General features: G+C 61.8%; 13 protein-coding genes. 9 read left to right on the top strand and 4 right to left on the bottom strand.

Features of this window, described 5'->3' with window-relative positions:
• The 4 genes from QZ564_RS12810 to QZ564_RS12825 all read left to right on the top strand — a co-directional run.
• The coding region (locus tag QZ564_RS12810) for a sodium/proton-translocating pyrophosphatase (RefSeq protein ID WP_297110399.1) at positions 1-1,161 on the top strand (1,161 nt) is incomplete at its 5' end.
• A 68-nt stretch (positions 1,162-1,229) separates the two neighbouring features.
• Complete coding sequence (locus tag QZ564_RS12815) at positions 1,230-2,192, top strand: DUF6602 domain-containing protein (RefSeq protein WP_297110402.1); 963 nt, start codon at positions 1,230-1,232, stop codon at positions 2,190-2,192.
• 76 nt (positions 2,193-2,268) lie between these two features.
• Positions 2,269-2,556, top strand: coding sequence for a GIY-YIG nuclease family protein (locus QZ564_RS12820; RefSeq protein WP_297110404.1), 288 nt, complete (start codon positions 2,269-2,271; stop codon positions 2,554-2,556).
• Positions 2,557-2,767: 211 nt separating this feature from the next.
• Positions 2,768-3,325, top strand: a complete 558-nt coding sequence (locus QZ564_RS12825; protein ID WP_297110407.1) for a dihydrofolate reductase family protein — start codon at positions 2,768-2,770, stop codon at positions 3,323-3,325.
• Between the two features lie 288 nt (positions 3,326-3,613).
• Here QZ564_RS12825 and QZ564_RS12830 read toward each other — a convergent pair whose 3' ends face one another.
• Positions 3,614-4,504 (bottom strand): DUF3445 domain-containing protein, encoded by an 891-nt coding sequence (locus QZ564_RS12830; RefSeq protein WP_297110410.1) that lies wholly within the window; start codon positions 4,502-4,504, stop codon positions 3,614-3,616.
• Between the two features lie 103 nt (positions 4,505-4,607).
• Between QZ564_RS12830 and QZ564_RS12835 the strand changes: the two genes are divergently transcribed.
• Positions 4,608-5,402: an ion transporter gene (locus QZ564_RS12835; protein ID WP_297110414.1), complete on the top strand. Its 795-nt coding sequence runs from the start codon at positions 4,608-4,610 to the stop codon at positions 5,400-5,402.
• A gap of 40 nt (positions 5,403-5,442) precedes the next feature.
• Here the strand turns inward: QZ564_RS12835 and ppa are convergent, their stop codons facing one another.
• Together ppa and QZ564_RS12845 are read right to left on the bottom strand one after the other, a co-directional pair.
• Complete coding sequence (gene ppa / locus QZ564_RS12840) at positions 5,443-5,973, bottom strand: inorganic diphosphatase (protein WP_297110417.1); 531 nt, start codon at positions 5,971-5,973, stop codon at positions 5,443-5,445.
• A gap of 109 nt (positions 5,974-6,082) precedes the next feature.
• Positions 6,083-6,532, bottom strand: coding sequence for a universal stress protein (locus QZ564_RS12845; RefSeq protein WP_297110420.1), 450 nt, complete (start codon positions 6,530-6,532; stop codon positions 6,083-6,085).
• 106 nt (positions 6,533-6,638) lie between these two features.
• Between QZ564_RS12845 and QZ564_RS12850 the strand changes: the two genes are divergently transcribed.
• Positions 6,639-7,205, top strand: a complete 567-nt coding sequence (locus QZ564_RS12850) for a hypothetical protein (protein ID WP_297110423.1) — start codon at positions 6,639-6,641, stop codon at positions 7,203-7,205.
• On the opposite strand, the gene QZ564_RS12855 is transcribed toward QZ564_RS12850, so the two are convergent.
• Positions 7,202-7,657: a TerB family tellurite resistance protein gene (locus tag QZ564_RS12855; protein ID WP_297110426.1), complete on the bottom strand. Its 456-nt coding sequence runs from the start codon at positions 7,655-7,657 to the stop codon at positions 7,202-7,204. The genes QZ564_RS12850 and QZ564_RS12855 overlap by 4 nt on opposite strands.
• Before the next feature lie 232 nt (positions 7,658-7,889).
• Between QZ564_RS12855 and QZ564_RS12860 the strand changes: the two genes are divergently transcribed.
• From QZ564_RS12860 to QZ564_RS12870, 3 genes are read left to right on the top strand one after another with little or no spacing between them, the layout of a single operon-like run.
• Complete coding sequence (locus tag QZ564_RS12860; protein ID WP_297110429.1) at positions 7,890-8,699, top strand: hypothetical protein; 810 nt, start codon at positions 7,890-7,892, stop codon at positions 8,697-8,699.
• Entirely contained in the window at positions 8,617-10,260 is a 1,644-nt protein-coding gene (locus QZ564_RS12865; protein ID WP_297110432.1) for a DNA polymerase Y family protein, read from the top strand. The genes QZ564_RS12860 and QZ564_RS12865 overlap by 83 nt, the downstream gene beginning before the upstream one ends.
• On the top strand, positions 10,257-13,706 hold the full coding sequence (locus tag QZ564_RS12870) for an error-prone DNA polymerase (protein ID WP_297110435.1): 3,450 nt from the start codon (positions 10,257-10,259) through the stop codon (positions 13,704-13,706). The genes QZ564_RS12865 and QZ564_RS12870 overlap by 4 nt, the downstream gene beginning before the upstream one ends.
• Positions 13,707-13,710 lie beyond the last annotated feature (4 nt).

Below are 13,710 nucleotides of genomic sequence, written 5' to 3' on the forward strand. Positions count from 1 at the left end.
TTCACCCCCTGGAGCCTGTTCTGGTGCGGCGTGGTGGGCCTGGTCATTACCGGGCTGATCATCGTCATCACCGAATATTACACCGGCACCAACCGCCGCCCGGTCAATTCGATTGCCGAGGCCTCGGTCACCGGTCATGGCACCAATGTCATCCAGGGTCTGGCCGTATCGCTGGAATCCACGGCCCTGCCGGCCATCACCATCATTGCCGGCATCATCGTCACCTATTCGCTGGCCGGGCTCTTCGGCATTGCGGTGGCGGTGGCGACCATGCTGGCGCTGGCCGGTATCATCGTGGCGCTCGACGCTTTCGGCCCGGTTACCGACAATGCCGGTGGCATTGCCGAGATGGCCGGTCTCGACAAGGAAGTGCGCCAGAATACCGACGCGCTCGATGCGGTGGGCAATACCACCAAGGCGGTCACCAAGGGCTATGCCATCGGTTCGGCCGGCTTGGGGGCCCTGGTGCTGTTCGCCGCCTATACGCAGGACCTGATCTACTTTGCGGGTCTTGAAGATGCTCCGGCCATTTTCCAGGGCATGGGTAGCCTGTCGTTCTCGCTGGCCGATCCTTATGTCGTGGTCGGGCTGTTGTTCGGCGGCCTCTTGCCGTTCCTCTTTGGTGGCATGAGCATGACCGCCGTCGGGCGCGCGGCCCAGTCCGTGGTGGTGGAAGTGCGCCGCCAGTTCAAGGAAAAGCCGGGCATCATGGCGGGCACCGACAAGCCCGATTATGGCCGGGCCGTCGACATGCTGACCAAGGCGGCGATCAAGGAAATGATCGTGCCGAGCCTCTTGCCGGTGCTTTCGCCGATCGTCGTGTTCTTCGTGATCCTCTGGATCGCGGGCCCCGCGGCCGGCTTCTCGGCGGTTGGCGCCATGCTCATGGGTGTCATCGTCACCGGTCTCTTCGTCGCCATCTCGATGACGGCGGGCGGCGGCGCCTGGGACAATGCCAAGAAGAGTTTTGAGGACGGCTTTACCGACAGCCACGGCGTCACCCACCACAAGGGCGGCGACGCGCACAAGGCCTCGGTCACCGGCGACACCGTCGGCGACCCCTACAAGGACACGGCGGGCCCTGCCGTCAACCCGATGATCAAGATCACCAATATCGTGGCGCTGCTGCTGCTCGCGGTGCTGGCGCATATGGGGATGTGACCAGACGTCGTCTGGACTGAAGAAGGCCCGGAGCGAAAGCTCCGGGCTTCACCAATGGTGGTGTTCTGGTGACCGAAAAAACTCACGACCTTCATGAATTTATGGCCCAAGTCACGGACGAGATGTCCGCTGAGTACTTGCGAATATATCGGCGAGCCAGTGAAGACCCGGGAACAGCCGGGGACGAGGGGGAAGAAAATTGGGCCGCGTTTCTTCGAGAGTGGCTCCCACCGAACTATCAGGTATTCACGAAAGGCCGCTTGATTAGTGCCAAGGGAGAGCTTTCGCCGCAGGTGGATGTTCTGGTCTTGAAGCCGTTCTATCCGAAAAAACTGACTGAGAAACGCGTCTGGTTGGCCGATGGTGTGGCCGCTGCATTTGAATGCAAAACCACTTTGAACGCCAAACATGTTGCTTCCGCCTACACCCGGTCGCAAGAATTTAAGCGTCTTTCGACCAAGCGAAAAGGGAGTCCCAGAGAAGAGCTCACGTCGCCGCTCATCTATGGAGTGTTGGCGCATTCGCATAGCTGGAAAAGGGATAAGTCCAGGCCGATTGAGAATGTTAGCAATGCCTTGTACGAAGCGGCCACGAATGGAGATCACCCGACTTGGGAACCCGATCTGATTTGTGTCTCTGACCTCGCGTTTTGGGCCAGGCATTACACGAGTTGCTATGATTCCAATTGGCAGCCCGAATCCAATCGTGACATTTTCAAGAGAATATTCGGTGCGGATGTGGGACCCTTAACCGGATATATATGCAGTTCATCCGATACCGATGGCCAAAAGGCCGAGTACCGGCCTATCGGTTCACTAATTGCTACGTTAACGCGACTTCTAGCATGGGATGACCCGTCTCTTCGAACTATAGCAGATTACTACAGATTTGCTGGACTGTGGGGAAACGGTGCAGGTAATACCCGACCGTGGCCAATTTCCTCCTATAGTGATGAGGTGAAGTCTCAGATTCTCCGCAGGCGGTTTAGCAACGGGATACTTTGGGACGACTGGTCGATTGGGCCAAACTGATACCTCGAGATACCAGTGCCCCACCGGCCGTCACCCTCGGGCTTGACCCGAGGGTTCTGTACTTCAAGATGCCGGTATGGGCGGCTTTGTTTACATCCTTGCCGATATGCGGCGCGGGCGCACTTATATCGGCGTCACCAATAACCTTGTGCGTCGTGTCCATGAGCATCGCGAGGGTCTGATCTCCGGTCATACCAAGACCCACAACATCAAGCGGCTCGTCTATTTTGAGGGGTTCGGTGAGATCGGTATGGCCATCCAGCGCGAGACGTCGCTCAAGCGCTGGTACAGGGGTTGGAAAGAGGCGCTGATCGAGGAGCATAACCCCGAGTGGCGTGACCTTTGGGAGGATATCGCTAGGTGAAGTGCAACGCCCTCGGGTCAAGCCCGAGGGTGACGTTCGGTGGGTTGGGTTGGCACGGTTGAAAAGGTCGTGACGCCAAAGCGTGCCCTGGCTCATCGATAGCCTCGTCGCTAGAAAACAACCAATACAAAAATGTCGAACCCTTCCACCCTCCATCGTCGCCTCAGCGAAACGGGCGGCATGATGCGGCCCGGACCTTGGGAGACAAAAGATGCGTAAAGTGACAGCCGGGCTTTTTCATTCCGTTGATGGGGTGGTCGAGGACCCGTTCAAGTTCCAGTTCGACAGCTTTGAAGATCAGCTCGGGGAGATGCTGACCGGGGTGCAGGAGCGAGTCGACACTGTGCTCATGGGCCGGGTGGGCTGGTCGGAATGGGCGGGCTATTGGCCCAAGGCCGAACAGGACCTGGATTTTGCCGCCTTCATCAATGACGTGCCGAAATATGTGGCCTCGAACACGCTGACTCAGGCCGATATGGCGCAATGGTCCAATTCTTCGCTGATCGAGGGTGATGTGGTGGACTTTGTCCGCCAGCTGAAGGGGCAGCCGGGCGGCGAAATCGCGGCCATGGGCGGGATTTCGCTGGTGCGGCAGCTGCTTTTTGCCGGGCTGATGGACGAGCTGTCGCTGATCACCCATCCGGTGGTCGCGGGCGAGGGAAGGCATCTGTTCGAGCCGGGCGACCCGACCACGCGGCTGGAGCTGGTCCGCTGCGATGTGACGCCCAAGGGCAATGTGGTGCAGGTTTACGCCAAGAAGGCGGAGTAGGGGGCTGGTTGCCCTCGTGGTTCGAGGCTGCGCTTCGCTCCTCTCCTCACCAAGAGGGCTTCCGAAACGCCAGCATCTCGTCAGCCCTCATCCTGAGGTGCCGCGCAGCGGCCTCGAAGGGCGAGGGCGGGAACGCGATGCGACACCTCCCCCTTGACGGGGGAGGACGGGTGGGGGTGCCCACGCGCTGGTGGGCTGCGATGGAAATCGGGTTGCCGGTCCCCCTCCCCAACCCTCCCCGCAAGGGGGAGGGTGCCATATCGAGCGCGCCCCTTATTGTGGGCCAGCTCAACCTGCAATTTCCCTCAACCGCTCCACCACCCGTTCCCTTTCCCGCGTCAGCCCCTTGTAGTCGAGCTGTTCGGGCGTCAGCGCGGTGATCTGTTCGATCAGCGATGCGGCAATCCTGGCCCCATCTCCGTGCGCTTCCAGCCGCTCCAGTGGGTCGATGGACATCCGGATGGTGAAGGCAATGGCGCCGGTCTCGGGCAGCTTGCGCAGCGTCTGCCGTTCAACCCGCAAAAACACCGGGTCTGCCCGCTCGCCCTCTCCAAAGCGCCGCTCTTCCGGCCCCGATATATCGGGGTGAAACAGCCGATCATCGCCATAGAGCGAGAAGTTCCAGCGGATCATCGGGGTTTCGGGGCGCATGGCGTCGAACATGCGCGCCATCACCTCGGCCTGCCGCGTGCCGGGGCCAAAGCCGGGCACGGGGGCATGAATCTCGGTCAGCACCTTGCCCAGTTTCTCGCCCAGCACCCAGGAGGAAGGGAAAGAGAGGCTGCCGGCGGTCAGCCGCCATCCTTCTGGCGCGCGCTGGAGAATAAGCAGATCGTCCTGTACGAGCCGTGATGCCGTCAGCAGCGGGCTGCCGACACCGTCGAGCGGAACCGTTTCGCCGATCGGAACGACGCGCATTCCGGCGCTGCTATGGCGCCATAATTCCGGGAAATGGTTGGGGAGATGCTTGATCAGCTCCGCCAGCAATTCGGCCTGTGCCGGGCGGCTCTCTGGCAGTTCGGCAAAGACGTCGCCGGGCCGCCGGGCAATCAGCCGGGCCTTTTCAGCCAGCTGGCTGGCCATGGCCGCATCCGGCTGCAGCCAATTCGCCGGGTCGAGCGGTTTCGTGCCGATGCGAAACAGCGGTGACGACCCGTCATAGGGCGTGGGCAGGGTCATGATCGCATCATCTCCTTGGCGAGGCGGCCCAAGGCGGGCGGTGCTTGACGAATCCGGGCGCTTGGCTACTGGCTGTCCGATATTTTTGAGAGGTCCTTACGCGATGCGCCAGTCCCTTGTCGCGCTTCTGTCGTCCCGCCGCTGGGAACAGACGATCATTGCCGTCATCGTGGTCAATTCCATCATTCTCGGGCTCGAGACCGAGCCGGGCATCATGGCCGCCTATGGGCCGGTGTTGCAGGCGCTCGACGCGGTCATTCTGGGCATTTTCGTCGTCGAGATCGCACTGAGAATCTTCGCTTTCGGCCCGCGCTTCTTCCGCGATCCCTGGAGCCTGTTCGATTTTGCCGTGGTGGCCATTGCGCTGGTACCGGCGGCCGGGCCGTTTCAGGTGCTGCGCGCCCTGCGCATCCTGCGTGTGCTGCGGCTGGTATCGGTCATGCCGGCGCTGCGGCGCGTGGTGGGCGGGCTGATCGCAGCGCTGCCGGGCATGAGCTCGATCGTGGTGCTGATGGCCATGCTGTTCTATGTGGCGGCGGTCATGGCGACCAACCTCTTCGGTGACGCCTTCCCCGACTGGTTTGGGCATTTGGGCGCTTCGCTCTATACCCTGTTCCAGGTGATGACGCTGGAAAGCTGGTCCATGGGCATTGTCCGCCCGGTCATGGCGGTCTTCCCCTATGCCTGGCTGTTCTTCGTGCCCTTCATCCTCTTGTCCACCTACGCCGTGCTGAACCTCTTCATCGGCGTCATCGTCTCGGCCATGCAGGAGGAAACCGAGGCCAGCGCGGCCTCGGACCGGCAGACGCTGCATGAGGATTCGGCACTGTTGCTGGCCGAGATCCGGGCGCTGCGCGAGGAGGTGGCGGCGCTGCGCAGGCAGAGCGAGCGGCCCTAAAAGGAAAGGCGGCCCGGAGGCCGCCTTCTTGTTGTTTCGATCAGCCCTTCTTGGCCAGTTCGATGGAATCGAGGATCACCTTGCGGGCCTCGTCCAGGCCGCCGATGCGGTCGATGCGGGCCCATTTGCCGGGCTCGAGATCCTTGTAGTGAGTGAAGAAGTGCTTGACGCGCTCAAGCTGGATCTCGGGCAGGTCACCGATATCGGCGATGCTGTCATACATGCGGGTGAGCTTGGAAACCGGCACGGCGATGATCTTCTCGTCCTGGCCGCCATCATCTTCCATGAACAGCACGCCGACGGGCCGGCTGCGCACCACGGCGCCGGGCACCAGCGGGCGCGAGTTCATGACGATGACGTCGAGCGGGTCGCCGTCGCCGCACAGCGTATGGGGCACGAAGCCGTAATTGCCTGGATAGCGCATGGGCGTATAGAGGAAGCGGTCGACGAAGAGCGCCCCGCTATCCTTGTCGATCTCATATTTGATCGGCTCGCCGCCCAGCGGCACTTCAATGATGACGTTGAGCTCGTCGGGCGGGTTCTTGCCGGTGGGGATCGCGTCGATATTCATAGTTCGTTCATCTTCACCGTTCGGGAGGGGGTCCGGGGGCAGGTTCTGCCCACAATGGCTCCCGAAGGCAAGGTCCAAATCCGCCGCAGCAGCCATGCGGCGGCCGGAATTACTTGATGATCAGCACCGGAACGGGCGCGCGGGCCAGCACTTCGGCGGCCTGGCTGCCCAGCAACAGGCGGCCCAGCCCCCGCCGCCCATGCGATCCCATGACAATCAGGTCGCATTTGCGTTCGGCGGCAGTTTCGATGATGCCGTCGGCGGGGCGATGGCGCGGCAGGTGCAGGGTCTGCGCGGTGATGCCGGCCTCCTGGGCCTTGTGGCGGGCGGCGGCGAGCAGGTCGGCCGCCTCGCTGGCATAGGCTTCTTCCAGGCGCGCCACGATGGGGCCGGCATCGATGGTGCCAAACCCGCCCGAGCCGATGCCGGTGCTGACCGGATCGGTGGCCGTCAGAATGGTGAGGCTGGCGCCATTGAGACGGGCGGTTTCCAGCGCGACCTCAAGCGCCTTGTTGGCGAGGTCAGAACCGTCGGTAGCGACCAGGATAGACTTGAACATGGGTTCGATCTCCTTGTGTGCAGCATTCTGGCATGGTCATCTGGGGAGCATATTGATCTGGATCATCGGTGTTTGACACCGGTTTAGCGTAAAGAGGCTGGTCGTGATGGCAAAGGTTAACAATGTGCTAGCAAAGTGTGTCCTGCTGCTGGCCTTGGCGCCATCGGCAGCAATGGCCCAGTCCGGCTTCACCAGTGCCTATACCGATCTCGATCTGGATGAGTGCCTGGTGCTCGAGGCCGATGATTTCGGGGTGTCCTGGTCCTGCCCGGGCTATAAGGGCTACCCCTTGCTAGTCGAGGAAGGAGACCTGCGGTTCTCGCTAAGCTATGGGTTCGAGCCGCGGGAGAACAGCGTGGGCTTCCAGACCCTTCCCCCCTTCAACCGGCTTGGCGACAAGCTCGAATGGCGGCTCTCCAACGCGCTGGGACGCTGGTTCCCCATCGCTACTATCGTGCGCTATTACACCGCCCACCCGAAAACCGGGGAGGATTTCGGCCAGGTGCTGGTGGTGACCCAGATTGCCCAGGGCAATAGCTGCCATATCGCCTATGTCGATGCCCGCGCCAACGCCAATGCCAATGAGCTGGCCCGCCAAGCGGCTGATAAAGCAGGGGATTTCGATTGCGCCAATGATGAGGTCGAGATCATCGGCGCCTTCGAGGCCTATTAGGTTTCTTCCGATTCCTCGGCAGCTTTGCCGCGAATCTGGTTGCGCAATATGGTACGGTCGCGGCTCGAGACGCCGATCAGCTCGGCAATGCGCCAGACCATATTGTCTTCCAGCTCATGGTTTTGCCGGTCGGCGAAGACCACGGTCCACATCATGCGGATGATCTCGATGCGGTCATCCATCTCCAGCTGGGTCAAGCCGCTGGTGAATTTGTAGAAATCCACCGCCTCGGCATCGCGCTTCTGGGCTTCGCGCACGAGCCTGTCGACGGCGGGTTCATCCAGATCATAATGATCCATCAGGGCCCCGCGAATGGCCCGGCGCTCTTCGTCCTGCATGGCGCCATCGACCGCAGCCAGATGCACGAGGAGCGCGGCGACGGCCAGCTTCGGATCGTGCAGATCGGGCGGGGCTTCGGGCTTTGAAAACAATCGGGTCAGGGCCTCGAACATGGCGATCAGCCTTCCTCGGGGTCAAGGGTTTGTCGGGTTGCTGCGCGCCGGGAGGCGGACGGGCCGAGACTTAGTCATAAGTGGCAGAGGCTCAATGGGGTTCGTGCCACTCTCACGCGGTCTTGACCGTTTTGATGCAGTCCCGCCACACCGGGCTGCGCAAAAGGGACTCGACTCCGGCGAGATTCGGAGTCTAAATGTTCTTGTTTTGTTCGTATAGACCATTCGCACCATGCAGACTCAGAGCCGCCAACAGCGCCTTGCCGCGCTGCGGGATATCATTGCCGATATTGAGCGCAAACCGGCGCTGGCCGGGATGCAGGCGCGTCCGTTCGGAGCCGATGGGGAGGGCTTTCCTCGCCTGCCCGGTGGCCTGTTGCAGGAGGTTTTTACCGATGCTGTCCGCAATGGCGGGACGAGTCTGGCCTTTGCGCTGGGCCAGGCCAAGGCCCTGCTGACCCCGAGGCGCCTGGCCGTGCTCTATCTGCAGCTGGATAAGGATGCGCAGTTCTTCGGCCTGCCTTATGGACCGGGGCTGTCCAGCTTCGGCTTCGACCCGGCCCAGCTGGTCCTCGTGCGCGCCGCCGATATGCAGGACCTGTTCTGGGTGGCCGAAGAAGCGCTGGCCTGCCGGGCGGTCGCCGGCATCGTGGCGGACATCGGTGGGGCACCCGAGGCTCTCGACTTCACCATCAGCCGGCGGTTGAGCCTGCGCACGGTTGAAAGCGGCACATCCCTTTTTCTCTTGCGCTATGGCACCGAACGGCAGGCCAGCGCGGCGCATCTGCGCTGGCATCTGATGCCGCAGCGGTCAGGGCGGAAGGCCTTTGACGACCGGGCGCCTGGCGCCGCCCGTTGGAGCCTCAAACTCGAAAAGGGCAATGCCGGCCAGCACAAGAGCGAATGGATATTGGAGTGGACAGGAAATGCGTTCAAATCCCTCCCAAACTGGATTGGCATTGCAGCCCAGTCTCCATCTGGAACGCCGGTTTCTCTGTCTGCATCTGCCTTACTGGCCAACCCAATATCTCAAGCGGGTTGATCCCGACCTCAAGGCGCCCCTGGTTCTTTATGAAAAGATCAAGGGCGGGTTACGGCTTGTGGCCCTCGATCCGGACGCCGACCGGGAGGGGTTGCGTCTCGGCCAGGCTCTCGCTGACGCCCGGGCCATGGTACCCAGCCTGACCGTGATGGAACAGGATAGCGCGCGTCTCGCCTCGGCCTTTGCCGCATTTGCCGATTGGCATTCCAATGCCAGCCCCTTGGTCACGGTGCTGCAGGACAAGACCCCTTTTGGCGATCTCATCCTCGACATTACCGGGGTTGCCCATCTCTTTGGCGGGGAGGCGGCCATGCTGGATATGGTCCTGAGCCGCCTGCAGACCCTGAACTATACCGTATCCGGTGCCATTGCCCCGACCATTGGTGCGGCTTGGGCCGTCAGCCACTCTGCAAAGAGCGCCATTATCTCCACTGAACAACTGGTGGAGACCATGGATGGCCTGCCGGTGGCGGCCCTGCGGCTTGAGGAGAGCCAGATCAGTCTTCTGGCCCAGATGGGGTTAAAGACCATTGGCGAATTGCGGACGCGGCCGCGCAAGCCGCTGCTGGCGCGGTTTGGCGCCTCACTGATCCTGCGCCTCGATCAGGCCTATGGTCATATTGAAGAACGGATGACGCCGCGCCTGCCGCCGGCGGAGCATTTCGTCGACCGCAAATTCTTTGAGCCCATCTCCACCCTTGAGGATGTGCTGTTAACGACAGAGGGCCTGGCGCAAAAGCTGGCGCGGAGGCTGGAAGTCCAGGGTTTGGGGGCCCAGACCTTCCATCTGTTTCTTTATCGGGTCGATCACAAGGTCATGACCCTTTCGCTCAATGCTGCCCGGCTGACACGCGATGCAGAGCATATCGCGAGCCTGTTCCGGCACCGCGCCCAACGGCTGGAGCAGGAAAATTATGACCCGGGTTTCGGCATAGATCTGGTGCGTCTGGCCGCAGCTTCGCTTGACCGGCTCGATCCCGGCCAGACCGGAGTGTTCGAAACCGATACGGGGGCCAGGGATATCGAGCAGTTGACGGACCGCCTGGCCAGCCGCCTGGGTACGCTGAGCGTCTTGAAGACCGAGCTGATGGCCAGCCATATTCCGGAACAGGCCGCGCGCCTGGTGCCGGCACTGGTGCATCAGCCCCAGGACATTGGCCTGTCCAGCGACCGTCACCGGCCCTTGCGCCTTCTGCCGCAACCCGAGCCTGTCGCCATCAATGCCGAAGTGCCCGATGGTTTACCGGCCTCGATGATCTGGCGGCGGCAGCAATACCGCCTGATCAAGGCCGCCGGGCCCGAGCGGATCAGCGCCGAATGGTGGCGCAGCGGCAAGCGGCTGGAGCTGGTGCCAGCCGCACATGCCAGATCGGACGAGCCGGGCGAAAAGCCCAAGCCATCGCCCTATATGCCCGATCTGCCGCCCTTTGATCCGATGAGCGGCATGCGCGATTACTATGTGGTCGAGGATGGCGCCGGACATCGCTTCTGGGTGTTTCGCCAGGGGCTGTATGGCGGTTCGATTCATCCCGTCTGGTATCTGCACGGGATATTTCCATGAGCCAGATTGTTGCGCTCCAGCCCCAAAGGCCGGCATCGCCGAGGGCGCGTGTGGCAGCGCCCGGCTTTGCCGAATTGATCATCACCAGCAATTTCTCCTTCCTGCGTTCGGGCTCGCATCCCGAAGAGCTGGTGGCCAGCGCCATGCATATGGGCATGAGCGCGCTGGGACTGTGTGATCGCAACAGCTTTGCCGGCATCGTCCGGGGCTATGTTACCGCGCGGGACAACAAAGACGTCAGCCCCGGTTTCCGCTATCTGGTTGGGGTGCGGCTGTGTTTTTCTGATGGAACGCCCGATATCATCGCCTATCCGACCGACCGGGCGGCCTATGGGCGATTGTGCAAACTCCTCACCATCGGCAACAAGCGCGGCGACAAGGGCAATCCCGATATCCGCTTCGACGATCTTTTCGGGGACAGTGATCCGGCCTTTGCGCAGGAATACGGGCCGCACGAAAATTTCGCTCAGGGGCAGCTCTTTATCCTCGTGCCGGACGAGCGCGACTGGGGGGTGACGGAAAGCACGCTGGAACGGCTGGCCGCCCAGGCGCCTGGCAGGGTGTGGGTGGCGGGCGTGGTGCGCTTCGACGGCCAGGACCGGGCGCGTCTCAATCGTGTCGACAGCCTGGCCCGGCGGCATGGTGCCCGGATGATTGCCAGCAATGACGTGGCCTATCATGAGCCTGACCGGCATATGGTGCTCGACGTGGTCACCTGCATCCGCGAGCATCTGACCCTGGATGAGGCCGGGCTGGCCCTATCGGTCAATGCCGAAAGGCACCTCAAGGCACCGGCGGAAATGGCCCGGCTTTTTGCCGAACATCCCGATGCCATTGCCCAGACGCAGGATTTCATCGCCCGCATCGGCTTTTCGCTCGACCAGCTCGAATACAACTATCCCGAGGAAACCATTGGCAATGGCGAAACCGCGCAAGAGACGCTGGAGCGGCTGACCTGGGCGGGCGCGGCCAAAAGATTTCCGGAAGGGTTTCCCCCAGGCACCGAAAACCAGATCCGGGACGAGCTGAAGCTGATCGATGAGAAGGGCTATGCCGCCTATTTTCTGACCGTGCACGATATCGTGCAATTTGCCCGCCACGAGAAAGGCATTCTGTGCCAGGGGCGCGGCTCGGCGGCCAATTCGACCGTCTGCTATTGCCTGGAAATTACCGAAGTCGATCCGCGCAAGGCCAATCTGGTCTTTGGCCGCTTCATCTCCACCGAACGCGACGAGCCGCCGGATATCGATGTCGATTTCGAGCATGAGCGGCGCGAAGAGGTGATGCAATATGTCTATCAGAAATATGGTGGCCGGCGGACCGGGCTCACCGCCAATGTCATCACCTATCGTTCCAAAAGCGCCATTCGCGAAACCGCCAAGGTTTTCGGGCTCTCCGAAGACATGATCAATGCCTTCAATCAGCTCCATTGGGGCTGGGGGTCGGGCGTTGATCTGAAAAGCGTTGCGGGCCTCGGGCTCAATCCCGATGACCCGATGCTGGCGCAGATGTTCGAGGTGGTCAAGGTGTTGCGCGGCTTTCCGCGGCACCTGTCCCAGCATGTAGGCGGCTTCGTCATCACCCGCGATAGCCTGGAAAGCCTGGTGCCGATCAGCAAGTCGGCCATGGACAGCCGCACCATTATCGAGTGGAACAAGGACGATATCGACGCGCTCAAAATCCTAAAGGTCGATATCCTCGCTCTCGGGATGCTGACCTGTTTGCGGCGCGCTTTCGAGCTGATGGATGAGCATTATGGGCACAAGGTGAAGCTCGCCGAGCTGCAGAACGAAGAATTCGTTTTTCCCGAAAGGGCAAGGCCGGTTTACGAGATGACCCACCGCGCCGACACGATCGGCGTATTCCAGATCGAAAGCCGGGCGCAGATGTCGATGCTGCCGCGGTTGCGGCCAGAAGTGTTCTACGATCTGGTGATCGAGGTGGCCATTGTCCGGCCCGGCCCGATCCAGGGCAATATGGTCCATCCCTATCTCCGGCGCCGGCAGGGCATCGACAAGGTCGACTATCCTAGCCCCGAACTCGAAGCGGTGCTGCACCGCACGCTTGGCGTGCCGCTGTTTCAGGAACAGGCGATGCAGATCGCCATTGTCGGGGCCGGCTTTTCGCCCGGCAAGGCCGATCAGTTGCGCCGGGCCATGGCGGCCTGGCAACGCACCGGCAAACTGGCCCAATTTGCCGATGACTTCATCGGCGGCATGATCGGCAATGGCTATACGCCCGAATTTGCCAAGCAGAGCTTCGCCCAGATCCAGGGCTTTGCCGAATATGGCTTTCCGGAAAGCCATGCCGCCAGCTTTGCCCTACTGGTCTATGCCTCCTGCTGGCTCAAATGCCATTATCCCGATGTCTTTGTCTGCGCTTTGCTCAATTCCCAGCCCATGGGGTTTTATGCGCCCAGCCAGCTGGTGCGTGATGCGACCGAGCATGGCGTTGAAATCCGCCCTGCCGACATCAATTGCTCAAGCTATGACAGCAGCCTCGAAGAGGATGGCTGGGACATTGGCGCTCATATCTGGCCGCGTCACGCTGCCATGACGGAGCATATCTGGACCCGCAAGGCGCTGCGCCTGGGACTGCGGCAGGTCGAGGGCCTGGCCGAGAAGGATGCGGCGCGCATCGTGGAGCGGCGCCGGGATGGCTATAGTTCGGTGCGCGACCTGTGGCTGCGCACCGGCGTTCCCGTTGCCAGCCTCGAAAAACTGGCGCGGGCCGACGCCTTTGCCTCTCTGGGCCTCAACCGGCGCGAGGCGCTTTGGGCCGTAAAGGGTCTGGTAGGTACCTATGGGGCCGAAACCCTGCCGCTATTTGCGGCCGAGCCAGCGGTGGCGCCGCCTCAGGAGGAGCAGGCCGGCCTGCCATTGATGGCGCCGGGGGAAGAGGTCATCCACGATTATGCGACCCTCTCGCTCTCGCTCAAGGGACACCCGGTCGAATTTCTCAGACCCATGCTGATGGCTCGCGGGACGACGCGCGCCGCCAATCTGGCCGGGGTGGCCAATGACATCGTGGTCGAGGTCGCGGGCCTAGTATTGGTCCGCCAGCGACCCGGTACGGCCAGCGGGGTGATCTTCGCGACACTCGAAGACGAGACGGGCGTGGCCAATGTCGTGGTCTGGCCAAAGCTGTTTGCAGATGACCGCCTGCGCAAGATTTTGCTCTCAAGCCGCATGCTGGCTGTGCGCGGCAAGGTGCAATCCGAGCAGGGCGTCATTCATGTCATCGCCCAGGATATGGAAGACCTGACCCCACACCTGCTCGATCTCTCGCATGGCAAGGACTTTGGCGACAGGATCGTGGCACGCGCAGACGAGGGCAAATCGGGTCCGCCGGGCAGCCAGAGCCGTGATCGCCAGGCCATCCGCGAAGAGGACATGGCGCGCCGGCGCGCCTATTCGGCTATGCCCAAAGGCCGCAATTTCCATTAGGGAG

The organism is uncultured Devosia sp., from assembly GCF_913055165.1.
Lineage (GTDB): Bacteria > Pseudomonadota > Alphaproteobacteria > Rhizobiales > Devosiaceae > Devosia.